Origin of the sequence: Nocardioides panacisoli, from assembly GCF_039537325.1 — a bacterium.
In the GTDB taxonomy this organism is placed as follows: Bacteria; Actinomycetota; Actinomycetes; order Propionibacteriales; family Nocardioidaceae; genus Nocardioides; species Nocardioides panacisoli.
Map to the genome: position 1 here is coordinate 29093 of NZ_BAABAH010000005.1, position 24709 is coordinate 53801.

At 71.8% G+C, this 24709-nt stretch carries 26 protein-coding genes; 10 read left to right on the forward strand and 16 right to left on the reverse strand.

Annotation, left to right across the window (positions count from 1 at the left end; all coding sequences use genetic code 11):
* Positions 1 to 59 precede the first annotated feature (59 nt).
* A complete protein-coding gene (locus ABD709_RS09115; protein ID WP_344774531.1) occupies positions 60 to 758 on the reverse strand; it encodes a hypothetical protein in 699 nt (232 codons plus the stop codon).
* Positions 759 to 925: 167 nt separating this feature from the next.
* Here ABD709_RS09115 and ABD709_RS09120 point away from each other — a divergent pair, with 167 nt between their 5' ends.
* From ABD709_RS09120 to ABD709_RS09130, 3 genes are all read left to right on the forward strand, one after another.
* Positions 926 to 2032: a sensor histidine kinase gene (locus tag ABD709_RS09120; protein ID WP_344774533.1), complete on the forward strand. Its 1107-nt coding sequence runs from the start codon at positions 926 to 928 to the stop codon at positions 2030 to 2032.
* On the forward strand, positions 2029 to 2667 hold the full coding sequence (locus ABD709_RS09125) for a response regulator (RefSeq protein ID WP_344774535.1): 639 nt from the start codon (positions 2029 to 2031) through the stop codon (positions 2665 to 2667). The genes ABD709_RS09120 and ABD709_RS09125 overlap by 4 nt, the downstream gene beginning before the upstream one ends.
* Before the next feature lie 227 nt (positions 2668 to 2894).
* Positions 2895 to 3551 (forward strand): aggregation-promoting factor C-terminal-like domain-containing protein, encoded by a 657-nt coding sequence (locus ABD709_RS09130; protein ID WP_344774537.1) that lies wholly within the window; start codon positions 2895 to 2897, stop codon positions 3549 to 3551.
* 125 nt (positions 3552 to 3676) lie between these two features.
* Here ABD709_RS09130 and ABD709_RS09135 read toward each other — a convergent pair whose 3' ends face one another.
* The 4 genes from ABD709_RS09135 to ABD709_RS09150 form a co-directional block, all read right to left on the reverse strand.
* A complete protein-coding gene (locus ABD709_RS09135) occupies positions 3677 to 5068 on the reverse strand; it encodes a class II fumarate hydratase (RefSeq protein ID WP_344774539.1) in 1392 nt (463 codons plus the stop codon).
* Positions 5069 to 5108: 40 nt separating this feature from the next.
* The gene (locus tag ABD709_RS09140; RefSeq protein ID WP_344774541.1) at positions 5109 to 5417 is read right to left on the reverse strand and encodes a hypothetical protein; all 309 of its coding nucleotides are present in this window, start codon (positions 5415 to 5417) and stop codon (positions 5109 to 5111) included.
* Positions 5418 to 5483: 66 nt separating this feature from the next.
* Positions 5484 to 7196: a fumarate hydratase gene (locus ABD709_RS09145; protein ID WP_344774543.1), complete on the reverse strand. Its 1713-nt coding sequence runs from the start codon at positions 7194 to 7196 to the stop codon at positions 5484 to 5486.
* A complete protein-coding gene (locus ABD709_RS09150) occupies positions 7189 to 8439 on the reverse strand; it encodes a glycosyltransferase (RefSeq protein WP_344774545.1) in 1251 nt (416 codons plus the stop codon). Before ABD709_RS09150 ends, ABD709_RS09145 begins: the two co-directional genes overlap by 8 nt.
* A gap of 90 nt (positions 8440 to 8529) precedes the next feature.
* Between ABD709_RS09150 and ABD709_RS09155 the strand changes: the two genes are divergently transcribed.
* The 5 genes from ABD709_RS09155 (at position 8530) to ABD709_RS09175 (ending at position 12755) form a co-directional block, all read left to right on the forward strand.
* Entirely contained in the window at positions 8530 to 9123 is a 594-nt protein-coding gene (locus tag ABD709_RS09155) for a TetR/AcrR family transcriptional regulator (protein WP_344774547.1), read from the forward strand.
* A 102-nt stretch (positions 9124 to 9225) separates the two neighbouring features.
* Positions 9226 to 10113 (forward strand): exonuclease/endonuclease/phosphatase family protein, encoded by an 888-nt coding sequence (locus tag ABD709_RS09160; RefSeq protein WP_344774549.1) that lies wholly within the window; start codon positions 9226 to 9228, stop codon positions 10111 to 10113.
* A 90-nt stretch (positions 10114 to 10203) separates the two neighbouring features.
* Positions 10204 to 10794 carry a carboxymuconolactone decarboxylase family protein gene (locus ABD709_RS09165; protein WP_344774551.1) on the forward strand — a complete coding sequence of 197 codons (591 nt, stop codon included), beginning with the start codon at positions 10204 to 10206 and terminating at the stop codon, positions 10792 to 10794.
* A complete protein-coding gene (locus ABD709_RS09170; RefSeq protein WP_344774553.1) occupies positions 10791 to 11672 on the forward strand; it encodes an RNA polymerase sigma-70 factor in 882 nt (293 codons plus the stop codon). Before ABD709_RS09165 ends, ABD709_RS09170 begins: the two co-directional genes overlap by 4 nt.
* Positions 11673 to 11705: 33 nt before the next feature.
* On the forward strand, positions 11706 to 12755 hold the full coding sequence (locus ABD709_RS09175) for an NAD(P)-binding domain-containing protein (protein ID WP_425575084.1): 1050 nt from the start codon (positions 11706 to 11708) through the stop codon (positions 12753 to 12755).
* A 22-nt stretch (positions 12756 to 12777) separates the two neighbouring features.
* Here ABD709_RS09175 and ABD709_RS09180 read toward each other — a convergent pair whose 3' ends face one another.
* A complete protein-coding gene (locus tag ABD709_RS09180) occupies positions 12778 to 13152 on the reverse strand; it encodes a YdeI/OmpD-associated family protein (RefSeq protein ID WP_344774555.1) in 375 nt (124 codons plus the stop codon).
* A gap of 53 nt (positions 13153 to 13205) precedes the next feature.
* Between ABD709_RS09180 and ABD709_RS09185 the strand changes: the two genes are divergently transcribed.
* Positions 13206 to 14222, forward strand: a complete 1017-nt coding sequence (locus ABD709_RS09185) for an asparaginase (protein ID WP_344774557.1) — start codon at positions 13206 to 13208, stop codon at positions 14220 to 14222.
* Positions 14223 to 14303: 81 nt separating this feature from the next.
* Here ABD709_RS09185 and ABD709_RS09190 read toward each other — a convergent pair whose 3' ends face one another.
* The 5 genes from ABD709_RS09190 to ABD709_RS09210 form a co-directional block, all read right to left on the reverse strand.
* Positions 14304 to 15518 (reverse strand): ABC transporter ATP-binding protein, encoded by a 1215-nt coding sequence (locus tag ABD709_RS09190; RefSeq protein WP_344774558.1) that lies wholly within the window; start codon positions 15516 to 15518, stop codon positions 14304 to 14306.
* Between the two features lie 3 nt (positions 15519 to 15521).
* Positions 15522 to 16385 carry a carbohydrate ABC transporter permease gene (locus tag ABD709_RS09195; protein ID WP_344774560.1) on the reverse strand — a complete coding sequence of 288 codons (864 nt, stop codon included), beginning with the start codon at positions 16383 to 16385 and terminating at the stop codon, positions 15522 to 15524.
* Entirely contained in the window at positions 16385 to 17320 is a 936-nt protein-coding gene (locus ABD709_RS09200) for a carbohydrate ABC transporter permease (protein ID WP_344774562.1), read from the reverse strand. The genes ABD709_RS09195 and ABD709_RS09200 overlap by 1 nt, the downstream gene beginning before the upstream one ends.
* Positions 17317 to 18666, reverse strand: a complete 1350-nt coding sequence (locus ABD709_RS09205) for an extracellular solute-binding protein (protein WP_344774564.1) — start codon at positions 18664 to 18666, stop codon at positions 17317 to 17319. The genes ABD709_RS09200 and ABD709_RS09205 overlap by 4 nt, the downstream gene beginning before the upstream one ends.
* Positions 18667 to 18831: 165 nt before the next feature.
* Positions 18832 to 19761, reverse strand: coding sequence for an alpha/beta fold hydrolase (locus ABD709_RS09210; RefSeq protein WP_344774566.1), 930 nt, complete (start codon positions 19759 to 19761; stop codon positions 18832 to 18834).
* Between the two features lie 58 nt (positions 19762 to 19819).
* Here ABD709_RS09210 and ABD709_RS09215 point away from each other — a divergent pair, with 58 nt between their 5' ends.
* Positions 19820 to 20653, forward strand: a complete 834-nt coding sequence (locus ABD709_RS09215) for a lipase family alpha/beta hydrolase (RefSeq protein ID WP_344774568.1) — start codon at positions 19820 to 19822, stop codon at positions 20651 to 20653.
* Between the two features lie 45 nt (positions 20654 to 20698).
* On the opposite strand, the gene glpX is transcribed toward ABD709_RS09215, so the two are convergent.
* Genes glpX through ABD709_RS09240 form a run of 5 tightly spaced genes read right to left on the reverse strand, consistent with a single transcriptional unit; the run spans position 20699 to position 24690 of the window.
* Entirely contained in the window at positions 20699 to 21715 is a 1017-nt protein-coding gene (glpX, locus tag ABD709_RS09220) for a class II fructose-bisphosphatase (protein ID WP_344774570.1), read from the reverse strand.
* 40 nt (positions 21716 to 21755) lie between these two features.
* Positions 21756 to 22727, reverse strand: coding sequence for an ABC transporter ATP-binding protein (locus ABD709_RS09225; protein ID WP_344774572.1), 972 nt, complete (start codon positions 22725 to 22727; stop codon positions 21756 to 21758).
* Positions 22724 to 23518 (reverse strand): ABC transporter permease, encoded by a 795-nt coding sequence (locus tag ABD709_RS09230; protein WP_344774574.1) that lies wholly within the window; start codon positions 23516 to 23518, stop codon positions 22724 to 22726. Before ABD709_RS09230 ends, ABD709_RS09225 begins: the two co-directional genes overlap by 4 nt.
* Positions 23515 to 24279, reverse strand: a complete 765-nt coding sequence (gene modA / locus ABD709_RS09235) for a molybdate ABC transporter substrate-binding protein (protein WP_344774576.1) — start codon at positions 24277 to 24279, stop codon at positions 23515 to 23517. The genes ABD709_RS09230 and modA overlap by 4 nt, the downstream gene beginning before the upstream one ends.
* A gap of 3 nt (positions 24280 to 24282) precedes the next feature.
* Positions 24283 to 24690: a TOBE domain-containing protein gene (locus tag ABD709_RS09240; protein ID WP_344774578.1), complete on the reverse strand. Its 408-nt coding sequence runs from the start codon at positions 24688 to 24690 to the stop codon at positions 24283 to 24285.
* Between the last annotated feature and the right edge of the window lie 19 nt (positions 24691 to 24709).

Here is a 24709-nt window from a genome sequence, read left to right on the forward strand (position 1 = left end):
CGGGAACCAGCTGTAACTCGGTGTGAGGACCACTACGTGGGAGCGAACCGAACACCGAGTTACCCCTCGCCCCGGCCACCGCGCAGCCAGTGCCAGGCGACGGCGCCGACCCACAGCTCGTAGCCGAGCGTGCCGAGGGCGAGCAGGGGGAACAGGGCGCCGGCGACGAGGGTGGCGCTGCCGATCGCGCTGAGCACGAGCAGCACGCAGCCGGTGCGGACCAGCCACGGGGACGTACCGGCGGCGCGCAGGCCCAGCACGATGGCACCGACGAAGAACAACCGGGGCAGGGCCGAGAACGCGAGGGAGTACGGCGCGACCGCGTCCCACGCGCCGAGCAGGCGGAGGTCGGCGCCGTCCGCCGCGGCGTCCAGCGCCACGTCGTGGAGCACGCCCGCGAGCGGCCAGATCACGCCGAGCAGGGTGCCGGCGGCGAGCGCGACCGCGGCGAGCGTCCCGGAGGCGTCGATCCGGCGCAGCCGGGTGCTCACCGCGCCGAGGAAGCCGACGAGCAGCGCGCCCGAGACGACGAACAGGTAGTTGGCGACGCGGTAGATCTCGCTCGCGTCGTCGACGCGGTGCCCCCGCTCGAGCGCGGAGTCGCTCGGGGACCCGGCGTGCGGCAGGACGAAGATCGAGAAGCCGACCAGGGTGAGGAGCTGGCAGACGGCGTACGCGACGCCGAAGCGGGTGCTGAGCCGGGTGGCGTCGATCGCGCCTCCGGTGGCGCGTGCCGGGCTGTCGATGGTGGTGGACATGGGGGATTCCCTTCGGGGAGGCGGGTCGGTGAACGAGGTCGACGCTAGGTACGGCGCCACCCCGGCCACATCGACCGGCGGGCTGCTCCTGCGTCAGCCCTCGGCTCGCCCGGCGATCAGCCCACGGGTTGACGCGAGGAGGCCTCCGACGCCCTTAACCTCGGACCGTGCTCACCGACGACCGCCGCTGGCGCCACGACGCCGTCCCGGCCGCCGTCCTCGTCGCGGCCGGCCTGGCGCAGGCCCTCGTCGTCCCGTTCGCGCCGCGGCTGGTCGGCGTGGTGTTCGTCCTCGGGTCGACCGTCCCGGTCGCCTGGCGGCGGATCCGCCCGGTCGAGGCGGCGCTGGTCTCCAGCGCGTTCTGGATCGTCCCGACCGACGGCTACCCCGTCCTGGGCTTCATCAGCGTCGTCCTCGTGTTCTACGCCCTCGGGGCGTGGCCCGGCTCGCGCGCCGTCACCGCCGCGGTGACCGCGTGGGCCGTGGTGGTCAGCGTCGTCGGCACGCTCCTCGGCCCCGAGCAGCCGGTCGCCGCGGTCGGCGCGGTGCTCGTCGTCGTCGCGCCAGTCCTCGCCGGCCAGGTGGTCGCGCGGGAACGGGCCCGCAACGCCGCCCTCGCGCGGCTCACCGAGGAGCTGGACGCCGAGCGCGCCCACGCGGAGGAGGCCGCCGTCGCCGCGGAGCGGGCGAGGATCGCGCAGGAGCTCCACGACGTCGTCGGCCACGAGCTCACCCTGATCTCCATCCAGGCCGAGGCTGCCGCGATGGCGCTGCGATCGGCTCCGGACCGGGCCGTCCAGCCGGTCGAGACCATCCGCGAGTGCGCCCACCGCACCCTGCGCGAGATCCGCGAGACCCTGGGCGTGCTCGTGCCCGTGGACGCCGCGCGTCCGTCCGGTGCGGGGCTGGCGGAGGTGGCGCGGCGGGCCGAGGCGAGCGGCATCGCCAACACGCTGGTGACGACCGGGGCGCCGTGGCCCGGCCCGGCCGGCGTCTGGCTCGCGGTCAACCGGGTGGTGACCGAGTGCCTGACCAACGCCGGGAGGCACGCGCCGGGGTCGACGGCCGAGATCAGCGTCGACTGGCGTCCCGACGCGGTCACCGTCCGGGCGTCGAACCCGACCGGCGCCCGTCGGGTCGTGCCCGGACGCGGCCTGACCGGGATGCGGCACCGTGCCGAGCTCCTCGGTGGGACGCTCGGCTGGGAGCTCGTGGACGGCCGGTTCTGCGTGGAGATGACCCTCCCGGCAGAGCCGGCCCGGGTGGCGCGATGACCCGCGTCGTGCTGGTGGACGACCAGGCCCTGGTCCGCCAGGGCCTGCGCCTGCTGCTCGAGCTCGCCGGCATCGACGTGGTCGGCGAGGCCGACGAGGGCGCCGCCGCCGTCGAGCTGGTCCGCGGGACTGGTCCGGACGTGGTGCTGATGGACCTGCGGATGCCCGGCATGGACGGGGTGGCGGCGACCCGGCTGCTGGCCGCCGAGGGCTTCCGCGTCCTGGTGCTGACGACGTTCGACACCGACGAGAACGTCGCGGAGGCGCTGCGGGCAGGCGCCGCCGGGTTCCTGCTCAAGGACGTGACGTCCGAGGGGCTGGTCGACGCCGTACGCCGTGCCGTGGCCGGCGAGCCCGTGATGGCGCCGGGGGTGATGGCGCGCCTGATGGAGCACTACGCCGCCCGTCCGCCGGGCGCGCCGGTGCTCCCGCCGCGCTTCGGCGAGCTCAGCGAGCGCGAGATCGAGGTGCTGGGCAAGATCGGCGCCGGCCGGTCGAACGCCGAGATCGCGGCCGAGCTGGTGATCAGCATGGCCACGGTCAAGACGCACGTCCGGCACATCTTCGCGAAGCTGGACCTCCGGGACCGCGCCCAGGCGGTCGTGGTGGCCCGTGAGGCCGGTCTCACGGACTAGGCCGGTGGTCCCGATTTGTCCCTGGGGAAGGGGACGCACGAGCCGGATGTGACGTGCGTTGCTGGTGTGACCCGACTCGCACCGTCTTCCTGTGGAACCCGCGCCCGTCGGTTTGCATGTGCTCGCGCCGTCGTGCAGGGTGTCGAGGTCGCCACGGTCAGGCCGTATGTTCGCAGCGGTCGTGGGCAGTGGCGCCCGACCCCCGTCGTCAACCACGGACTGAATCCTTGTCGAAGCCAGCACAGCCCGCGCCCAAGCACCGCGGAACGCCGAGGCACGCTCACCTCAAGGAGACCCCGAAGCGTGCGTTCCGGAACACGATGGTCCTCTCCTCGGTGGCCCTGGCGGTCACCGGCGTCGCCGTCGGCGGCGGCGTCCTGAAGAGCACGCCCGGCGCCGCCGGAGCCGCTGCCGACCTGGACGCCGGCCTCCGCGCGAACGCCGAGGTCCCGCCTGCCGACACCGGTGACCGCGAGCCGCTGCTCTCGCGCAGCGACCAGCGCGGCTCGGCCGACCCGGCCAAGGCCGCCGGCCTCGCCGACAGCGACCCGGCGGCGATGACCGACACCCGGAGCCTCTCGGACTCCGACCCCAAGGACATCGCCCGCGCCCTGCTCGGCGACTACGGCTTCAGTGCCGACCAGTTCAACTGCCTCGACCTGCTCTGGACCCGCGAGTCCGGGTGGAACCCGAGCGCGGAGAACGCCTCGTCGGGCGCCTACGGCATCCCGCAGTCGCTGCCGGGCTCGAAGATGGCGACCGTCGGCTCGGACTGGGCGACCAACCCGGTCACGCAGATCAAGTGGGGCCTCGGCTACATCCAGGACCGCTACGGCAGCCCGTGCGGCGCGTGGGGCCACTCCGAGGCCACCGGCTGGTACTGAGTCGTACTGGCCGAGCGTGTCGCCTGCCGGCCGCGCGGTCGAGGTGGTCGCGGTGCGAGGTTGGTTGGCGGCTGCACGGCTGCTGCGCGGCTCCACTGCTGCACAGCTGGAGGCTTGCGGCTGGCTCAGGGGTGGGTCATCGACGCGACGTCGAGCGCGGCGTCGAGCTGCTCCAGGGTGAGGTCGCCGCGGTCGACGTACCCCATCGCGAGGACGGTCTCGCGGATCGTCGCGCCGTCGGCGAGCGCCTGCTTCGCGATCTTCGCCGCGGCCTCGTAGCCGAGGTAGCGGTTCAGCGGCGTGACCACCGACGGGGAGGACTCGGCGTAGCGCCGCATCCGCTCCTCGTCCGCGGTGATGCCGTCGACGCAGCGGGCCGCGAGGGTGCGCAGGGCGTTGGCCAGCAGGCGCACGGACTCGAGCACGTTGCGCGCCAGGACCGGCATCGCGACGTTGAGCTCGAACGCTCCGCTCGCGCCCGCGGCGGTGACGGTGGCATCGTTGCCGATCACCTGCATGCACACCATGAGGGTCGCCTCGGGCAGCACCGGGTTGACCTTGCCGGGCATGATCGACGAGCCGGGCTGGAGGTCGGGCAGGTGGATCTCGGAGAGCCCCGTCGTCGGGCCGGAGCCCATCCAGCGCAGGTCGTTGCAGATCTTCGTGATGCCGACGGCGATCGTGCGCAGCACGCCGCTCAGCTCGACGAGCGAGTCCCGGGTGCCCTGCGCCTCGAAGTGGTTGCGGGCCTCGGTGAACTCCTGGCCGGTCGCCGCGTTGAGCGCATCGATCGCGGCCGTCGCGAAGCCCTGGGGCGTGTTGATGCCGGTGCCGACGGCGGTCCCGCCCAGCGGCAGCTCACGCACCCGCGGCAGCACGCTGTCGAGCCGCTCGGCGCCGTACCGCACGGTCGCGGCGTAGCCGCCGAACTCCTGCCCGAGGGTCACCGGCGTCGCGTCCATCAGGTGCGTGCGGCCGGACTTCACGAGGTCGGTGAACTCGGCGGACTTGGCGCCCAGCGACGTCGCGAGCACGTCCAGCGCGGGCAGCAGGTCGCGGGTGACGGCGAGCGCCGCGGCGACGTGGACGGCCGTCGGGAACGTGTCGTTGCTCGACTGGCTGGCGTTCACGTCGTCGTTCGGGTGTACGTCGACGCCGGCGCTCGCGCACAGCGAGGCGATCACCTCGTTGGCGTTCATGTTCGAGCTGGTGCCGGAGCCGGTCTGGAAGACGTCGATCGGGAACTGGTCGTCGTGCTCGCCGGCGGCGACGGACCGGGCCGCCTCGACGATGGCGTCGGCCTTGGCAGGCTCGAGCACGCCCAGGGACTTGTTCGCCTGCGCCGCGGCGGCCTTGACCTCCCCGAGCGCGTGGATCAGCGCCGGCTCGATCGGCGTGCCGCTGATCGGGAAGTTCTCGACGGCCCGCTGGGTCTGGGCCTTCCACAGCGCCGAGGCCGGCACCCGGACCTCGCCCATGGAGTCGTGCTCGATCCGGAAGTCGTCGTTCTCGGCCACCTTCCGACCCTAGCCCGCTGCCGGGGAGCGGGTCTCCGGCTCAGCCCGCGGCCGGGCAGCTCTCGGCCCCGAACATCTCCAGCGTCCGGTGCTTGACGTCGTAGCCGCCGTACTCCGCGTAACCCTCCTCGGGGTTGGGGCCCAACCAGGTGACGAAGACCTGCTTGTCGGCCTTCTGCACCTCGAGCGCGGGGCTGCTGCTCCCCTGGTAGTACTTGCAGTCGGTCCGGTCCGACGCGACCGGGCGCCAGCGGCCGTCCTTCCGGAGCTTCATGACCACGTAGGCCTTCTCGCCGTCGAGGCCGAGGACGAAGCGGACGTGCTTCCCGGCGATGGTCACCGTCGTCACGACCAAGGGGTCGAGCGCGGTCGCCTGCGCCGGCGTTGCCAGCGGGACCAGCGGGGCCAGCTCGTCCTACTCGGCCGAGCGGACCCGGATCCCCGCCCCCGTGATCGAGCTCAGCGGCACGGTCACCGCGCCGGAGGGGTCGGTGAAGAAGTCGTTGCCCTTGTCGTCGACGACGATGAACGCCGGGAAGTCCTCGACCTCGATCTTCCAGACCGCCTCCATCCCGAGCTCGGGGTACTCCAGCACCTCGACCGACTTGATGCAGTCCTGCGCCAGCCGTGCCGCGGGGCCCCCGATCGAGCCGAGGTAGAAGCCGCCGTACTCGTTGCACGCCTCGGTCACCTGCTTGGAGCGGTTGCCCTTGGCGAGCATCACCATCGAGCCTCCGGCGGCCTGGAACGACTTCACGTAGGAGTCCATCCGGCCCGCGGTGGTCGGACCGAACGAGCCGGACGCGAAGCCCTCGGGAGTCTTGGCCGGGCCGGCGTAGTAGACCGGGTGGTCCTTGAGGTACTGCGGCATCTCCTCGCCCGCGTCGAGCCGCTCCTGGATCTTGGCGTGCGCGATGTCGCGCGCGACCACGAGCGGGCCGGTCAGCGAGAGTCGCGTCTTCACCGGGTGCTGCGAGAGCTCGGCGAGGATCTCGCTCATCGGCTGGGTGAGGTCGATCTTCACGACCTCGCCGCCCTGGATCAGGTGCTGGTCCTCGGTGTCGGGGAGGTACTGCGCCGGGTCGGTCTCGAGCTGCTCGAGGAACACGCCGTCGGCGGTGATCTTGCCCAGCGCCTGGCGGTCGGCGGAGCAGGACACCGCGATCGCCACGGGGCAGGACGCGCCGTGGCGGGGCAGCCGCACGACGCGGACGTCGTGGCAGAAGTACTTGCCGCCGAACTGCGCGCCGATCCCGAACGACTGCGTCAGCTTGAAGACCTCCTCCTCGAGCTCGAGGTCGCGGAAGCCGTGCGCGTCCATCGAGCCCTCGGTCGGGAGGTCGTCGAGGTAGTGGGCCGAGGCGTACTTCGCGGTCTTGAGCGCGAACTCCGCGCTGGTGCCGCCGATGACGACGGCGAGATGGTACGGCGGGCACGCGGCCGTGCCGAGCGAGCGGATCTTCTCGTCGAGGAAGCTCAGCATCCGCTTGGGGTTGAGGATCGCCTTCGTCTCCTGGAAGAGGAAGGACTTGTTCGCCGAGCCGCCGCCCTTGGCCATGAACAGGAACTTGTACTCGGGCCCCTGGGGGCCCTGGGCCGTGGAGTAGATCTCGACCTGGGCGGGCAGGTTCGAGCCGGTGTTCTTCTCCTCGAACATCGAGAGCGGCGCGAGCTGGCTGTAGCGGAGGTTGAGCTTGGTGTAGGCGTCGTAGACGCCCTGGCTGATCGCCTGGCCGTCCTCGGCGCCGGTGAGCACGCCCTCGGACTTCTTGCCCATCACGATCGCCGTGCCGGTGTCCTGGCACATGGGCAGCACACCGCCCGCGGAGATGTTGACGTTCTTGAGCAGGTCGAGCGCGACGAACCGGTCGTTGCCCGAGGCCTCGGGGTCGTCGATGATCTTGCGCAGCTGCTTGAGGTGCCCCGGCCGCAGGTAGTGGCTGATGTCGTGCATCGCCTCCGCGGTGAGCCGACGGATGGCCTCGGGCTCGACCTTCAGGAAGGTCCGGCCGTCCGCCTCGAAGGTGGAGACGCCCTCGGTCGTGATCAGCCGGTACGGCGTCGCCGGCTCGCCGTTGGAGCCGGGCGTCGGGAGGAGGTCGGAGTAGAGGAACTCAGCATCAGCCACGGATGGTGAGGATATCGGTCCGGCGCCCGAGGGTGAGCGCCGCGTCGGCGAAGCGCCCCGGCGCCCCGGCAGGGTCCATCAGCTCGCGCGCGGCCCGTGCGGATGGAGCCAGCTGGTGAGCTCCGTGCACGGCGGCACGGAGTCGCTCGGGCGTGAGCCGGCGCGCCTTGAGGCTGACCCCGGCTCCTGCCTCGGTCACCCGGCGGGCGATCTCCGGCTGGTCGCGGCCGAACGGCACCACGACCATCGGCACGCCGGCGCCGACGCACTTGGTCACGATGCCCATCCCTCCGTGGCACACCACGAGGGACGCTTCGGGCAGGACCTGGCCGTGCGGCACGAACCGCTCGACGCGGACGTTGTCGGCGATCGGCAGCGTCGTCTCGTCGTAGGCGTCGGCAAGGGTGACGAGAACCCGCACCGGCTCGTCGCGCAGTGCCTCGACCGCCACCCGTGCCAGGTCCTGGTCGCCTTGGTAGTCGGTCGAGCAGGTCACCAGCACCCACGGGTCGCCGGGTTCGTCGAGGTACGCCGGCCGCGGAGCCGGGACCTCCCAGGGCTGGGTGCCGACCAGGTGGAAGTGCGCGGGCATCCGGTGCCGCGGGTACTCCAGCGGCGCCGAGGTCAAGGCGATCACGGCGTCGGCCTCGTCGTAGACCTCCAGCGGGGAGCGCTGCGGCTGGAGGCCTGCGGAGGCGCGCAGCTCGTTGAAGCCGGGCATCATCGCCTTGGAGAACATCCGAGTGACCAATCGCCATCCCGCGGCGTCCCGGACCCGGCCGAGCGGGCCTGGGCGCGGAGGCAGGCCGAGACCGTAGGGCGGTATCCCGGGCTCGGGCACCGGCAGCACCGAGGGGACCAGCATCGCCCACGGCAGGCCGGAGGCGGCCGCACGCGCCATGGCGCCGTACGCGATCGAGTCGACGAGCAACGCCTCCGGGCGGACCGCGGCGATCGCGTGGTCCAGGTCCGGGCCGTTGTAGCGGCCGCGGACCATCAGGTCGACCTGGCCGTTCTTGAGCCGGTCGGCGTCGGTCTTGGCGAGGTAGTCGGTCACCGGCACGGTCAGCACGTCGTCGGCCACCGGCTCGGCCTGGAGCCCCGCGGCGCGCAGGTGCTCGGCCATGCTCGGCAGCGTCCGGACGTGCACCTCGTGGCCGCGGCGCTGGAGCTCGAGCAGCCCGGGGACGTAGGGAAGGGTGTGGCCCACCGCGGGCGTGAGGTAGGCGAGGAATCGGGTCATGACGGCGCTCCGGGTCTGTGGCGGATCGAGAATATTAGTTAGTATGAGACCCAAATCGTTTGTGTCAAGTCCTAATGAAAGACTGGTGCCATGCCCCGACGGTACGAGATGAGCTCGCGCTCCGCCGCCGTTCAGCGGACCCGGGAGGCGATCCTCGACGCTGCGACCGAGCTGTTCACGCCGGCCTGGTTCGACCAGGTGACCCTCGCCGACATCGCGAGGCGCGCGGGCGTCTCCCAGCAGACGGTCGCCAACCACTTCGGCAGCAAGATCGGCCTCTATCGCGCGGGGCTGGCGGAGCGGTTCGTGCCGATGCTGACCGGGCTGCGTGGCGAGCCCGAGCCGGGCGACGTGGACGGAGTCGTCGCCGCGGTGATGCGGGACTACGAGCGCACCGGCGACGGCACCTGGCGAACCGTTGCCCTCGCCGACCGCGAGCCCGACCTGGCCGACATCGCCGAGAACGGCCGACGCTGGCACCGGACCTGGGTCGAGCGCGCCTTCGAGCCGCAGCTCTCGCGGTGCACGGGCGCGGATCGCAACCGTGTGGCGACCCTGCTGGTGACGGTCCTCGACGTCGTGACCTGGAAGAAGCTGCGGCGCGACGAGGGCCTGAGCGAGGAGGCGGTGGGCGCCCACCTGCGGGTGCTCGTCGCGGGGATCCTCGGACAGCGCGCCCAGTAGCCGATCGGGAGAGCGGTGGCGGGATCGGCGTTCACCCACTAGCCTCCCTCTATCACATCAGTCACACGAATGGTCGGATGTCACATGCACCTCAGGCGCGGCGTGTCGTTCCCTGTCCTGCTGCTGCTCGCGGTCCTGTTCGCGGGCGTCGGGGGCCGTGCCGGCACCGCCTTCGCGGCCGGCCAGTCCGGCACCGGCACCGAGCTGGGTGAGGTCGGCACGATCACGGCGGCGCCCGGCGCGCCCGTGTCCGGCAAGATCCGGATCGTCAACGCGAACCTGCCCTACCCCTCGGGCACCGTGGCGTCGCTGCGCGCGATCGAGAACCGCGCGCACCCCGACTTCATCACCTTGGCCGAGATCCACGACTTCACTCCCGCGGAGCTGTCCGGCGCGCTGCCTGGCTACGGCGCCTACAAGGACCCGGTGATGCTGCAGGGGCACAGCCCGGCGCAGTCGATCAACAACGCGATCATGTGGCGCAGCGACCGCTGGCAGCTCGTCGACGGCGGGCGCGTGAAGATCGTCGACGACGACCGCGTCGTGTTCCACCACCACCGCGCGCGGTTCGACCGGTTCGCGGTCTGGGGCGTGTTCAAGCGGATCAAGGACGGAGCCGTGGTGTCGGTCATCGCCACCCACCAGATGGTCAACCCCAACCGCTGGCGACAGTGGGGGGACGAGCCGTTCACCCGCCAGGAGCAGTACGGCGAGGGCATGTCCTACATCGCCCAGCTCGGCGCGGAGCTCTACGCCTACGGGCCCGTCCTGATCGGCGGGGACATGAACTCCCACCCCACCGACGGCATCTGGGCCGCCGCGCCGCGGCTCACCGACGCGGGCTACTCCTACACCAAGGACAGCGGCGTCATGTACCAGTTCTTCCCGAAGAGCGTCACCGTCGCCGAGCACTCCGAGATGCGGGTCCGGTCCGACCACCCGGCGAACATCACCGTGCTCTCGATGAACGACGCGACCGCGCTCGACTGATCTTTTCCTGCTCCTCCTGTCACGTCCCCGACGCGTCCGGTGTCTCCATGTCGAACGGCCCGACAGGGCCGCGACAGAGGAGGAAGAGAGATGAACAGCGACACCAGGATCCCGCCGAAGGAGATCACCGGCTTCAAGGGCGCGCTCGTCAAGCGCTTCGCGAAGAAGGCCCTGGGCCAGGTGCCGACCTCGATCGGCGTCTACTGGCACAACCAGAAGGTGCTGATGAGCATGGCCGGGATGGGCCAGAAGATGCAGAAGTGGGACGCCTGCGACGAGCAGCTGAAGTCCTTCGCGCACATGGCGGTCGCTTCCCAGGTCGGCTGCACCTGGTGCCTCGACTTCAACTACTTCGAGGCCCACAACAAGAACCTCGACATGGACAAGGCCCGGGAGATCCCGCGCTGGCGCGAGTCCGGCGACTTCTCGCCGCTGGAGCGCGAGGTGCTCGCCTACGCCGAGGCGATGACCGTGACCGAGCCGACCGTGACCGACGAGATGGTCGCGTCGCTGCGTCGGCAGCTGGGTGACGCCGCCGTGGTCGAGCTGACCGCCGTCATCGCGTTCGCGAACTTCACGACGCGACCGAACGTCGCCCTGGGGATCGAGTCCGACGGCTTCGCGGCCGCGTGCGGGCTGAAGCCGCTGGCGGAGCGGTCCGCCGTAGGGTCCCAGGCATGAGCGAGGACCCGTTCCTGGCCCACCGCGGCCTGCTGTTCACGGTCGCCTACGAGATGCTGGGCTCCGCGGCGGACGCCGAGGACGCCGTGCAGGAGACCTGGCTGCGGTGGGACGGGATCGGGCCCGAGCGCCGGGCCGGGGTGCGCGACCCGCGCGCCTACCTGGTCCGCACGGTCACGCGGCAGTCGCTCAACCGGATGCGCTCGCTCGCCCGGCGGCGGGAGGACTACGTCGGCGAGTGGCTGCCCGAGCCGCTGCTCACCAGCCCGGACGTCGCGGAGGACGTCGAGCTCGCGGAGAGCCTGTCGATCGCGATGCTGACCGTCCTGGAGACGCTCACGCCGACCGAGCGGGCGGTCTTCGTGCTGCGGGAGGTCTTCGACCTGCCGTACGACGAGATCGCCGCTGCGACCGGCAGGACCGCGGCCGGCGTACGCCAGGTCGCGCACCGCGCCCGCGAGCACGTCGCCGCCCGGCGGCCGCGGATGGAGGTCGACCGCTCCGAGCAGCGTCAGGTGATGGACCGGTTCCTCGCCGCGCTCACGTCCGGCGACGTCCAGGGCCTGATGGACGCCCTGGCGCCGGACGCGGTGCTGATCGCGGACGGTGGCGGTTTCGCCGCAGCGGCGCGGCAGCCGATCCTCGGCTCCAAGCTCATCGTGGCGTTCCTGCGGAACTTCCCGCGGTTCGCGGAGGGCACCGAGCTCCGCGTCGTCTGGATCAACGGCGCACCCGCGCTCCGGATGGACGGCCCCGACCCGGTCGGCACCTCCGCGATCAGCATGGTCGTCGAGGACGGCCGGATCACGAAGCTGTTCGCGATGCGCAATCCGCACAAGCTCGAGCGGATCGACGAGGAAGTTGTGCTCGGTCGCTGACGTTGCAGCGATGTGCACGTCTACGAAGCAGTGGTGATCGGCGCCGGTCAGGCAGGCCTGTCGGCGTCGTACCACCTCCAGCGGCTCGGCATCGACCACGTCCTGCTCGACGCCGACGAGCGCGCGGGCGGCGCCTGGCGGCACCGGTGGGACTCGCTGACGATGGACGACGTGCACGGCGTCGCCGACCTGCCCGACTCCGCGGCGCCCGGTCGCGGACCGGACCGGGCGAACGCCGTGATCCCGGACTGGTTCGCCGCCTATGAGCAGAGCCACGGCCTGCCCGTCGTCCGCCCGGTGCGGGTGGACCGGGTCGACAGCGACGGGGAGCTGCTCGTGGTCCGCGCCGGGGAGCGGTCGTGGACGACGCGCACCCTCGTCAACGCCACCGGCACCTGGTCCCGCCCGTTCGTGCCGCGGTACCCCGGCCAGGAGACGTTCCGCGGTGAGCAGCTCCACACGGCCGACTACCCCGGGCCCGACCACTTCCGCGGCAAGCGGGTCGTGGTCGTCGGCGGCGGCGCGAGCGCCGTGCAGTTCCTGGGAGAGCTGCGGCCGGTGACCGAGACGGTCTGGGTGACCCGTCGGGAGCCGGTGTGGCGCAACGGGGGCGAGATCGACGGTCGGGCCGTGGTGCAGCTGGTCGAGCGCCGGGTCCGGCAGGGCCTGCCGCCGGCATCGGTGGTGAGCCACACCGGCCTGGCCCTGCGGCCGCAGGAGCGGCTGGCGGAGATCCTCGGCGCCTACCGCCGCCGGCCGATGTTCGCGCGGATCGAGGCGGACGGCGTGCGCTGGGCGGACGGGACCTTCGAGCCCGCGGACGTGATCCTGTGGGCCACCGGCTTCCGGCCGGCCGTCGGCCACCTCGCGCCGCTGCGCCTGCGCAGCGAGTACGGCGGCATAGCGCTCCTCCCCGGCACCACCGACGTGCAGACCTCGGTGACCGCTGCCCGGGACCCGCGGGTGCAGCTGGTCGGCTACGGGCCGTCGGCGAGCACGATCGGCGGCAACCGCGCCGGCCGCGCCGCCGCGCTCGCCGTACGGCGGTTCCTGGAGGAGCAGGACGAGCGGGCGGCCGGCTGAGGCACCGCAGGGCGGGCGCGGATCAGCGTCGGCGCTGCTCGAAGATCGCCAGCCCCGCCGGCTGCATCCGGCCATCGGCGACCAGCTGCCGGACCAGCGCGATGTTGGTCTCGCTCCAGTTGCTCGTCCGCTTCCGCGGGGTCCAGCGGAGCCGGATCGCGTCCTCGTCCACACGCTGCATCAACGAGTCGATCCAGCCCCAGCACAGCGCCTCGGGCACGGCCTGGTCGTAGGCCAGCCCCTTGTCCGCGACATGCTTCTTGTAGAGGCCCATCCAGAGCTCGGTCTCGGTGTCGTGGTGCCGGGCGAGCCAGGCGCCGAACTCCGCCGCGCTCGCGAAGAAGCGGGCCGGCCGCTCGGCGGTGCCGCCCATCCGGCCGGGGGAGTCGTCGCTCATGGCGTCAGCGTGCCAGCGGACGCCGACAAACCGCACCATGCGATCCTGAGCCGGTGAGCAGCGGTCGTCCGGTCGTCGCCGTCGGGGCCCTCGGGGGCACCATCGCCTCGTCGTCGACCGACGGCAGTGCGGTGGTGCCGACGCTGAGCGCCGAGCGGCTCGCCGAGGCGGTGCCGGGACTCGTCGAGTCGGCGGCCGTCCACGCCGAGACGCTGGCGATGCTGCCCAGCCCGTCGCTGGACGAGCCGACGGTGCTGCGGGCGTTGTGCTGGGCGCGCGAGCAGGTCGACGGGGGCGCGGTCGGCGTCGTGCTGACCCAGGGCACCGACACGCTCGAGGAGACCTCCTACCTGCTCGACCTGTTCTGGGACCGTCCGGAGCCGCTGGTCGTGACCGGCGCGATGCGGTCGCCGCAGAGCGCCGGCGCGGACGGGCCGGCCAACCTGCTGACCGCGGTGCGCACCGCGGTGGCCCCGGCGTCCCGCGACCGGGGCGTGCTCGTCGCGTTCGACGACGAGCTGCACCAGGCGCGGTGGGTCGCGAAGACGGACTCGGTCGCGACCGGCGCCTTCCGATCGCCCGTGTTCGGCCCGCTGGGACGCTACGTCGAGGGGGAGGCGCTGTACGGCGCGCCAGCGCGCCATCCGGTCCCGGTGGAGCTGCCGGACCTGCGCACCCGCCTGGAGGAGCCGCTCCCGCGGGTGCCGCTGGTGGTCACCCACCTCGGCGACAAGGGCGAGGTCCTCGACGTGGTCACCGCCGCGGAGCCGGACGGCATCGTGGTCGGCGGCTTCGGGGCGGGGCACGTCTCGGCGGAGATGGCCGAGGTCGTCGGCAGGGCGGCCGTCGCCGTGCCCCTCGTCTTCGCGTCGCGCACCGGCGCCGGGCCCACGGGCCGCGCGATGTACGGCTACCCCGGCTCGGAGGTCGACCTCGTGCGCCGTGGCGCCATCGCCGCCGGCTGGCTGTCGCCGTTCAAGGCGCGGCTGCTGCTGTGGACGCTGCTGCTCACGGGCGAGACGGACGGCGAGCGGCTGCGCGCGGCGTTCGCCGATCGCGGCGCTCCCTAGCCGGAGACGGAGCCACCCCCCGGCGGGCCCTGGGGGGCACTGCGTAAGGCACGCAAAGCCCGCCGGGGTGGTGGAGTCCGGTCAGGCGGGGGCTGCGGCCACCGCCTTCTGCGGGATCGTCCCCGCGTGCTCCTTGTCGACCGTGAGGTTCTCGCCGGTGCTCGGGTCGAACAGGTGCAGCTTGGAGGCGTCCATCCAGATCTCCGCCTCCGAGCCCTCGGTGATCCGGCTGGCCCCGTCGAGGGAGATCACCAGCTGGGTCCGCATCGCCTCGCCGTCGAGGTCCTGCTCCAGCTGTCGCAGCTGCGCCTCGACCTCCGGCGGCGCCTCGAACGGGATGTAGGCGTAGGTCTCGTTGCCGAGCCACTCGACCACGTCGACGGGTGCCCGGAAGGTCGACGAGCCGTTGCTCTCGCCCTTGCCGGCGGCCAGCGAGGCGTCCTCGAAGTTCTCCGGCCGGATGCCGGCGATGAGGAGCCCCTTGCCCTCGGCGGCCTTCGCCTTCTCGGCGGGGATCTCGACCTCGCCGAACGGCAGCTTGACCCGGTTGCCGCTGACCTCGGCGGGCAGGAAGTTCATCGGCGGGGAGCCGATGAAGCCGGCGACGAACAGGTTGCCGGGGTTCTCGTAGAGCTCGCGCGGCGTGGCGAGCTGCTGGAGGAGACCCTTCTTGAGCACCGCGACCCGCGTGCCCAGCGTCATCGCCTCGGTCTGGTCGTGGGTGACGTAGACCGTGGTGATCCCCAGCCGCTTCTGCAGCCGAGCGATCTCGGTCCGCATCTGGCCGCGGAGCTTGGCGTCGAGGTTGGACAGCGGCTCATCGAAGAGGAACGCGTCGGCCTGCCGCACGATCGCACGGCCCATGGCGACCCGCTGCCGCTGACCGCCGGAGAGGTTGCCCGGCTTGCGGTCGAGGTGCTCGGTCAGCTCGAGCGTCCCGGCGGCGTCCCGGACCAGGCGGTCGACCTCGTCGTCGGGCTTCTTGGCCAGCCGCAGCGGGAACGCGATGTTCTCGTAGACCGTCAGGTGCGGGTAGAGCGCGTAGTTCTGGAACACCATCGCCAGGTTGCGGTCGCGCGGCGCCAGGTCGTTGACCCGGCGGTCGCCGATCTTCATGTCGCCCGAGGTGATGTCCTCCAGCCCCACGATCATCCGCAGCAGGGTGGACTTCCCGCAGCCGGACGGGCCGACCAGGATCATGAACTCGCCGTCGGCGATGTCGATCGAAACGTCGTTGACGGCGGGGAAGCCGTCGCCGTACCGCTTGACGATGTTGCTCAGCGTGATGGACGCCATTGGTTATCCCTTCACTGCGCCGGAGGTCAGGCCGGCGACGATCTTCCGCTGGAACAGCAGCACGATGACGATGATCGGGACCGTCACGACCACCGATGCGGCAGCCAGCTCGCCGTACGGCGGGTTGAACGGGTCGGGTCCCACGAAGAAGGACATCTGGGCCGGCACGGTGCGCGTCCCGGTCGTGGAGGTCAGCGAGATGGCGAGCACGAATTCGTTCCACGCGAAGAAGAACGTGAGGATCGCCGCGGTGAACACACCGGGAGCCGCCAGCGGCACGATCACCTTGCGGAACGCCTGCCAGGACGTCGCGCCGTCCACCTGCGCCGCCTGCTCCATCTCCCACGGGATCTCCCGGAAGAACGCCGAGAGCGTCCAGATCGCGAGCGGCAGGGTGAACGTCATGTAGGGGATGATCAGGCCGGGCCAGGTGTTGAACAGGTGGAACGTGCGCCACATGTCGAACAGCGGGCCGACGAGCGAGACCACCGGGAACATCGCGATCGCCAGCGCGAGCGAGAGCACGACCCGCTTGCCCCGGAACTCCAGCCGGGCGATCGCGTAGGCAGCGAGGGTCGCGAAGACGACCGAGAGGAAGGTCGCGATCAGCGCGATCCCGAACGAGTTGCGCAACGCGTGCAGGAAGTCGGTGTGCGTCGCCTCCTGGCCGGGGGTGACGGTGCCGAACCCGAGCAGGTCGCGGTAGTTCTGGATCGTCCAGGTCTGCGGCAGGAAGTGGGGGCTCCCGGCGCCTGTCTCGGCCGCGCCCTTGAACGACAGCGAGATGATCCAGACGACCGGTAGCAGGCACCACACGAGGATGAAGACGAAGCCGATGACGGTGCCGGCGCGCGACTTGGCGTTCATCACTCACCCCTCGCCTGGGCCAGGTCGACCCTGAACAGCTTGACGATCAGGAAGGCCAGCAGCAGCACCGTCAGGAAGAGCAGCACCGACAGCGCCGACCCCAGGCCGAGCTGGAACTGCTCGATCACCTGCCGGTAGGTCAGGAACGACGACGACTCGGTGTTCTGGGCGCCCCGGGTCATCACGAAGATGTTGTCGAAGATCCGGAACGCGTCGAGGGCGCGGAACAGTACGGCGACCATGATCGCGGCCCGCATGTTGGGCAGGATCACCCGCCACAGCCGCTGCCACCACGTCGCGCCGTCGACCTGGGCGGCCTCGATCATGTCCTCCGACACCTGCGAAAGTCCGGCCAGCAGCAGCAGCGACATGAACGGCGTCGTCTTCCAGATCTCCGACACCATGATCGCGAACATCGCCGGCCAGTGGTCGCCGAACCAGTTGGTGTTGTCGGCGATCCCCGGGAGCCACGCGAACCAGCTGTTGACCCAGCCGTTGTTGAGGCTGAACGTGAACTGCCACGCAAAGGCGGAGACGACGGTGATGATGCCGTAGGGGATCAGGATCGACGTGCGCATGACGCCCCTGGCGAAGACCACGCGGTGCATGACCATCGCGAAGACGAAGCCGATGACCAGCTCGACGGCGACGGTGACCAGCATGATCAGGACCGTGTTGAGCGTGTCCTTCCAGAACAGGCCGTCGGTCAGGATCGTGCCGTAGTTGCCGAGGAACACGAACTCCTTGTCGTCCGGAGTCGTGAGCCGGTAGCGGAACAGCGACAGGTAGAGCGCCTGGATCATCGGCCACGCGGTCACGATGAGCATCACGATCACCGCGGGCGCCACGAGGCGGAGGCCGAGCCGGTTCTCCGCGACCGCGCGGTCGCTGGTGGCGGCGCGCCGCGCGGCCGGGGTAGCGACGGTGGTGGTCACAGGAGGCTCCTCTGCTGCAGCACGTCCTCGATGAACTTCTGGGCCTCGGCCGGCGTCTTCTGGTCGACCGACGACGGTGGGTGGAAGCGGCTGAGCAGGGCGCCGGAGATGTCGCTCCAGTACGGCGTCACCGTGCGCGGGGCGGCCGCGTCGACGCTCTGCTGGAACAGGTCGAGCAGGTCCTGCGGGTAGATCTCCTTGAGCTTCGGGTCGTCGTAGCCGGCCGAGCTCGACGGCATGTTGCCCGTCAGCTCGGCGTTGAGGCCCTGGTTCTCCGGGCTCGTCAGGCACTCGAGCGCCTTGACCGCGTCGTCCTTGTGGTCGGAGTAGTTGCTGACGCCGATGCCGATGCCACCGTAGGGGGGCCGCGACTCCTCGCCCGCCACGGTCTGCGGGTAGCGCGCGTAGCCGATGTCCTTCTTCACGTCCGGCTGGGTCGCGTCGTAGTTGGTCCAGATGTAGGTCCAGTTGACCATGAACGCGCCCTGCGGACTGCCGAACGTCGCGCCGGCCTGGCCCTCCTGGGCGACCGAGAGGTCGGCCGGCGCGGCCGCGGAGTGGGCCAGCTCGTGGATGACGCCGGCGGCGTCGTCACCGGCCTCGGAGTCGACCTCGAGCTTGGCGTCGGCGCCCTTCTCGGTGTCGGTGGCGATCTCGCCGCCCGCGCCCGAGATGAGCGCGTTGATCCACACCGAGTAGCCCTCGTACTTGTTGGCCTGCACCGCCACCGTGCCGCCGTTGTCGGACGCGGCCTTGATGATCTGGTCCCAGGTGACGGGCTGGCTCATGTCGATGCCGGCCTTCTGGACGAACGACTTGCGGTACCAGAGCACCTGGGTGTTGGACCAGAACGGCGCGACCACGAGCTGGTCGTTCCAGGTCGCCGCGGCCGTGGCCCCCTTGAACGCCTGCTCGCGCAGCCGGTCCTGCTCGTCGGACGGGATCGGCGCCAGGTAGCCGGCGTTCGCGAACTCCGCCGTGTAGGGCGGGTCGATGCTCATCAGGTCGATGCCCGGGTCGTGCGCCGCGAGCCGCCTGGCGAGCTGGATCCGCTGCTGGTTGGCGTCCTGCGGCAGCACCTGGGTGGTGATGTCGATGCCGAGCTCCTTGCTGCAGGCCGCCGCGACCGCCGCCTGACCGCCGGCGTCGGGGTTGATGTACCAGATCAGCGTGTTGTCCGAGCCGCTCCCGCACGCAGCGAGGAGGGAGGCGCCGAGGAGGCCGGTCGCCAGTGCGGCGATGCCGCGCCGAGACCGTCTTGCTCTCCCCGACCCCGTGGGCCGCCCGTCGTGACGAGGTCCCCCGTCGTCGTCACTGATCGCCGGATCTCCCGAGCGATTCGCCATTGAATCCTCCCGATGATGTGACCGGGACCACATTCGCTCAAACGGGCGAAGTTGTCCAGACCACCTGCCGCGCACGGCGCTCAGATACCCGCGTCTGTGCAGGTCAGACGGGAGTTCTTTCCGTGCCAGGAGGTCCCGGCGCCGGGCGTGGCAACGGCCGGGAGGTCAGCCCGCGCGCCTCGCCGTACGTGCGATGGCGTTGGCGAAGCTCTCGAACAAGGCGTGCGGGAGGTCGTGGCCCATGCCGTCGACGAGCACGAGCTCGGCGCCCGGGATCGCCGCGGCGGTGGCGCGGCCGCCGGAGACGTGCACCATCTTGTCGGCGAGCCCGTGCACCACGAGCGTCGGCACGTGCAGCGACCGCAGGCGGGCCGTGCGGTCGGTCTGGGTCAGCACGGCCATCATCTGCCGGAGCACCCCTTCGGGGCTCACGCCGCGGTCGTAGGTGTCCCCGGCGCGGCTGCGCAGCTCCTCGTCGGTCGGCGCGTAGCCGGGGGAGCCGATCAGCCGCCAGACCTTGAGCGCGCCCGCGACGTAGGCGTCGCGGCTCGGGCCGCGCTGGGCGAGCAGCGTGGGCGCGAGCGACGGGTGCTGCCAGCCGACCGAGCGGCGGCCGGTCGACGACATGATGCTGACCAGGCTGCGGACGCGCTCGGGAGCGGCGATGGCCATCGTCTGCGCGATCATCCCGCCCATCGACACGCCGGCCACGTGCGCGGACTCGATGCCGAGGTGGTCGAGCAGCGCGAAGGCGTCGTCGGCGAGGTCCCCGAGCGAGTACGGCGGCCGCACCGGCAGGCCGAGGAACGCGCGCAGCACCGCGGACCTGGTGACGTGGCCCTCGGACCGGGTGGACCGGCCGGTGTCGCGGTTGTCGTAGCGGATGACGTAGTAGCCGCGGGCGGCGAGCATCTCGCACAGCTGGGCGTCCCACCACGTCATCGGGCCGCCCAGCCCCATCACGAGCAGCATCGGCTCGTCGTCGGGGTCACCGAACGTCTGGTAGCAGATCTCGACGCCCGTCGGCAGCGGCGCGACCAGCTCCGCGGAGATGGTCACGTCGGACAGGCCCTCGGGCTCCGTTCGGCTGGACATGCCCCCAGTGTGGCGGATTCTCCCAACGGTTCACGTTTCAACCACGTAATCTCCGGGTATGGGGCACACCATGGCACCGTTCCTGCTGCCGGACGGCTTCGGCCGGCCCGCGCTCGCGGCGCTGGCGCGCGAGGGCAGCGTGGTCACCGAGGCAGGTCGCCTCGCGATCCGGCGTGGCGCGGCCCGCCGGCACCGGAGGCGGACGCCGTACGCGCGCCGCGCGGCCGTGCGCGCCGCCGAGCCGGTCCTGCTCGTCCCGGGGTTCCTGGCCGGTGACTGGACGCTGCGGCAGATGAGCGGCGTGCTGCGCGAGCAGGGCTTCCGCACCTACCGGTCCCACATCTTCGCGAACGTCAACTGCACGCTCGACGCCGCGGCTCTGCTGGAGGAGCGCATCGAGCAGGTCGTCGAGCGGCGCGGCAACCGCGTCCAGATCGTCGGCCACAGCCTGGGGGGCATGATCGCGCGCGGCCTCGCTGCGCGCCGGCCCGACCTGGTCGCCGGCATCGTCACGATGGGCAGCCCGATGCTGGCGCCCGCGGCGCACCACCGCCTGCTGACGGGCGGCGTCACGGTCCTGAACCGGTTGAGCCGGCTGGGCCTGGCCGGTGTGATGTCCGAGCAGTGCGTCTCCGGCGCCTGTGCCGAGCTGAGCTTCCGGGAGTCGCAGGAGCCGCTGCTCGACCACGTGGCGATGACGAACGTCTACTCCCGCCGCGACGGCATCGTCGACTGGCGCGCGTGCATCGACCCGCAGGGTCGCGCCGTCGAGGTCCGCGCCTCGCACATCGGGATGGCCCTCGACCCGCGCGTCTCCGACGTGGTGGCGGAGTCGCTCCTGCTGCAGAGCAGCGCCGAGTCGGCAGAAGCTTGGCGCCAGACCGGGGCGTGAGGCGCCAGGCCCCCTGAGGGCGCCGAGCTGCTGCCGACCCGGCGACTAGTCGAAGTCGATCGAGGAGTAGCGGCGCAGCTTCTGCAGCTGGTGCTCGGAGGTGATCTTGCGGATCGTGCCGCTGCGCGAGCGCATGACGAGCGACTCCGTGATCGCGCCGCCGCCGCGGTAGCGGACGCCGCTGAGCAGCTCTCCGTCGGTGATGCCGGTGGCCACGAAGAAGCAGTCGTCGCCGGTCACCAGCGTGTCGGTGGTGAGCACGTGGTCGGCGTCGAGGTTGTGGCCCGCGTCGATGGCGCGCTGGCGCTCCTCGTCGTCGGTCGGCCAGAGCCGGCCCTGGAGGACGCCGCCCATCGCCTTCATCGCGCAGGCGGCGATGATGCCCTCGGGCGTGCCGCCGACCCCCAGCATCAGGTCGATGCCGGTGTCCGGCCGGGCGGCCATGATCGCCCCGGCGACGTCGCCGTCGGAGATGAACTTGATCCGGGCACCGGTCGCCCTGATCTCCTCGACCAGCTTCTGGTGCCGCGGCCGGTCCAGGAGGACGACGGTCACGTCGGAGGGGTTCGAGCCCTTCGCCTTGGCGACCTGCTGGATGTTCTCGGCGACGGGGTAGCGGATGTCGACGACGTCGGCCGCCTCGGCGCCGGTGGCCAGCTTCTCCATGTAGAAGACCGCGGACGGGTCGTACATCGAGCCGCGCGGGCTCACGGCCATCACCGAGACCGCGTTGGACATGCCCTTGGCCGTCAGGGTGGTGCCGTCGATCGGGTCGACGGCGACGTCGCACTCGGGGCCGGTGCCGTCGCCGACGTTCTCGCCGTTGAACAGCATGGGGGCCTTGTCCTTCTCGCCCTCGCCGATCACGACAGTGCCGTTCATGCCGATCGTCGAGATCATGACCCGCATCGCCTGGACCGCCACGCCGTCCGCGCCGTTCTTGTCCCCGCGCCCGACCCAGCGGCCGGCCGCCATGGCCGCCGCCTCGGTGACCCGCACCAGCTCCAGCGCGAGGTTCCGGTCGGGGGCAGGCGGGTGCACGGCGAGGGAGTCGTCGGTCATGGGCGAACCTTATCGGTTCGCCGGGTGGGCGATCCCCGGCTCAGCCGGCGGTGTAGGTCGTGATCGCGGTCTCCTTGACCGCGAGCCAGACCCGCCGCCCGGTGGCCAGCCCGAGGTCGCGGGTCGCCGAGGGCGTGACGTCAGCGATCAGGTCGGGGCCGCCGTCGGTGCCGACCTGGAGGCGTACGGCGTCCCCGTGCGGCGCGGCCCCGCGGACGGCGCCCGCCCAGTGGTTGCGGCTGGAGTCGGCGGGCCGCTCGAGCGCCACCGTCACCGCGCTCGGGGGGAACGCGCGGAGCACGTCCCCGTCGCGGACGACGTTGAGCCCGACCAGGCGCGCGACGTGCTCGGTCTGGGGACGGGCGGCGACGTCGTCCGGCGTGCCGGTCTGCACCACCTCGCCGGCGTCGAGCACCACGACCCGGTTCGCGAGGGTCAGGGCGTCGAGGGCGTCGTGGGTGACCAGGATGGTCACGCCGGAGTAGTCGGAGAGGCGGCGGGACAGCTCGATCCGCAGCTCCGCGGCCACCCGTACGTCGAGCCCGGTGAACGGCTCGTCGAGAAGCAGCAGCCGGGGCTCGGTGACGAGCGCGCGGGCGATCGCGACCCGCTGGGCCTGGCCGCCGGAGAGCTTCTTGGGCCGGCGGTCGGCGAGGTCGCCGACGCCGAGCCGGTCGAGCGCCTCACGAGCGGCGGCGCGGGCCGTGGCCTGGTCGGTGCCGCGGACGCGTGGGCCGAAGGCGACGTTCTCCAGCGCGGTCAGGTGCGGGAACAGCCGGCGGTCCTGGAAGACCACGCCGACGGCGCGCTCCTGCGGGGGCAGCGGCAGCAGGTCGGTGCCGTCGATCCGCGCGTGGCCACGCGCCCGCTCCAGCCCGGCGAGCGCGTGCACGAGCGTCGTCTTGCCGGCACCGTTGGGACCGACCACCGCCACGACGTCCCCGGGCTCTGCCGAGAGCGCGGCGCGCAGGCGCCCCCGCACCTCGAGCTCCGCGTCCAGGCCCGCCGTCACGCCGGCACCAGCCACCGGTCGCGGAGCGCGGCGAGCACGGCGACCGAGACCAGGAGCATGAGCAGGCTGAGCGCCACCGCGCCGTCGGAGTCGGCTTGGCGCTGGACGTAGATGAGCGTGGGCATGGTCTGCGTGGTCCCCGGGTAGTTGCCGTTGAAGGTGATCGTCGCACCGAACTCGCCGAGTGAGCGGGCCCATCCCAGCACCATGCCCGCGGCAATGCCGGGCAGGGCGAGCGGCACCGTCACGCGCCGGAACGTGGTCCACCGGGCGGCCCCGAGGGTGGCCGCGGCGGCGTCGTACTCGCTCCCGGCGGAGCGCAGGCCGCCCTCGATGCTGACCACCACGAACGGCAGGGACACGAAGACGTGGGACAGCACGACGCCCCACGTCGTGTAGGGGAACGCGAAGCCGGTGGCGTGGAGCAGGGGCTCGCCGAAGAGGCCGGAGCGGCCGAACGCCGAGCGGAGGGCGATGCCGGCGACCACGGGCGGCAGCACCATGGGGACGATCACCACGGCCCGGAGCAGGCGCCGGCCGGCGAACTCGACCCGGGCGAGGAACCAGGCGAGCGGCAGCCCCACCACCAGGCACACCAGCATCGCGGCCGTGGACGTCAGCACCGACAGCCACAGCGCCTCGCGGGCAGCCTCGGAGGTCAGCGCGTCCGGGAGCGAGCCGAGGTCGACAGTGGCGACCATCGCCAGCAGCGGCACCACCAGGACGGCGACCGCGATGCCGGCCGGTACGACCAGCGCGAGCGGCGCCCGACCCAGCGGGTCGCGGGTCATGGCTTCCCGAAGCCGGCCCCGGCGAGGGCCTGCTGTCCGTCCGGCCCGGTCACGAGGTCGGTGAACTGCTGGGCGAGGTCGGCGTCACCGCTCTGGTCGAGGGGAGCGATGTAGTAGGACGTCTGCTGGCCCTCCGCGCCGGCAATCGGGATCGTCTTCACGCTGTCGCCGGCCGACTGCGCGTCGGAGGCGTAGACCAGCGCCGCGTCCGCCTCGCCGGAGGTCACCTTGTCGAGGGTCGACCGGGCGTCGTCCTCGAGGCTCGCCGGCTGCGCGGTGACGTGCTGGGCGTCCAGGACGGCGAGCGCGACCTTGCCGCACGGTGCCTCGTCGGCACAGCGGACCCAGGTCGCGCCGTCGAGGTCGGCGAGCGAGGTGATGCCGGCCGGGTTGTCCGGGGGCGTCACCAGCACGAGCACGTTGGTCGCGAAGTTCGCCGGGTCACCGGTCACGACGCCGGCGTCCTGCGCAGAGGTCATCGAGTCCTGGTCGGCGGTGGCGAGCACGTCGCCGGGCGCTCCGTCCGCCGCCTGGGCCGCCAGGTCGGTGCTCGACCCGAACGAGAACTCGACCTTCACGCCGTCGTGGTCGGCCTCGAACTGCTTCCCGAAGTCCCCGAAGACGTCGGTGAGGGAGGAGGCAGCGAGCACCTGGAGCGTCGTGGTGTCACCGCCGCCGTTGTCGTCGTCACCGCACGCGGCGAGGGGCAGGGTGAGCGCGAGCGCGCCGACGACGGCAGCGAGCCGGGTGCGGGAGAGCATGGGTCAATTCCTTTCGACGGGGCGCTCGACCACGACGCTGGTCGACTTCACGGAGGCGATGGCACGGACACCGGGCTCGAGCCCGAGCTCGGAGGCGGCCTCCGCGCTCATCAGGGAGACGATCCGGTAGGGCCCGCAGACCAGCTCGATCTGGGCCATCACCGTGTCCTGGGTGACCCGGGTGACGATCCCCGACATCCGGTTGCGCGCGCTGACCGAGCGGGCCCTGGTGCGGTCGCGCTCGGCCTCGTCGAGCAGGGACGCCGCAAAGGCCGCGAGCTCCACGCCGTCGACGACGGTGCGGCCCCCCTCGGTCGCCGCCGTGAGGCGGTCCGCCTCCACCCACCGGCGGACGGTGTCGGCACTGACGCCGAGGACCTCGGCCGCCTCCGCAATACGGTAGGTCGTCACGCTCGCACTATGACGCATC

Coding starts and splice junctions, on each gene's coding strand:
- ABD709_RS09125 (WP_344774535.1), top strand. CDS start 2,029: ATGACCCGCGTCGTGCTGGTGGACGACCAGGCCCTGGTCCGCCAGGGC.
- ABD709_RS09205 (WP_344774564.1), bottom strand. CDS start 18,666: ATGGCGAATCGCTCGGGAGATCCGGCGATCAGTGACGACGACGGGGGA.
- ABD709_RS09180 (WP_344774555.1), bottom strand. CDS start 13,152: ATGAGCGACGACTCCCCCGGCCGGATGGGCGGCACCGCCGAGCGGCCG.
- ABD709_RS09150 (WP_344774545.1), bottom strand. CDS start 8,439: ATGACCCGATTCCTCGCCTACCTCACGCCCGCGGTGGGCCACACCCTT.
- ABD709_RS09210 (WP_344774566.1), bottom strand. CDS start 19,761: ATGTCCAGCCGAACGGAGCCCGAGGGCCTGTCCGACGTGACCATCTCC.
- ABD709_RS09195 (WP_344774560.1), bottom strand. CDS start 16,385: ATGAACGCCAAGTCGCGCGCCGGCACCGTCATCGGCTTCGTCTTCATC.
- ABD709_RS09215 (WP_344774568.1), top strand. CDS start 19,820: ATGGGGCACACCATGGCACCGTTCCTGCTGCCGGACGGCTTCGGCCGG.
- modA (WP_344774576.1), bottom strand. CDS start 24,279: ATGCTCTCCCGCACCCGGCTCGCTGCCGTCGTCGGCGCGCTCGCGCTC.
- ABD709_RS09115 (WP_344774531.1), bottom strand. CDS start 758: ATGTCCACCACCATCGACAGCCCGGCACGCGCCACCGGAGGCGCGATC.
- ABD709_RS09190 (WP_344774558.1), bottom strand. CDS start 15,518: ATGGCGTCCATCACGCTGAGCAACATCGTCAAGCGGTACGGCGACGGC.
- ABD709_RS09230 (WP_344774574.1), bottom strand. CDS start 23,518: ATGACCCGCGACCCGCTGGGTCGGGCGCCGCTCGCGCTGGTCGTACCG.
- ABD709_RS09155 (WP_344774547.1), top strand. CDS start 8,530: ATGCCCCGACGGTACGAGATGAGCTCGCGCTCCGCCGCCGTTCAGCGG.
- ABD709_RS09165 (WP_344774551.1), top strand. CDS start 10,204: ATGAACAGCGACACCAGGATCCCGCCGAAGGAGATCACCGGCTTCAAG.
- glpX (WP_344774570.1), bottom strand. CDS start 21,715: ATGACCGACGACTCCCTCGCCGTGCACCCGCCTGCCCCCGACCGGAAC.
- ABD709_RS09170 (WP_344774553.1), top strand. CDS start 10,791: ATGAGCGAGGACCCGTTCCTGGCCCACCGCGGCCTGCTGTTCACGGTC.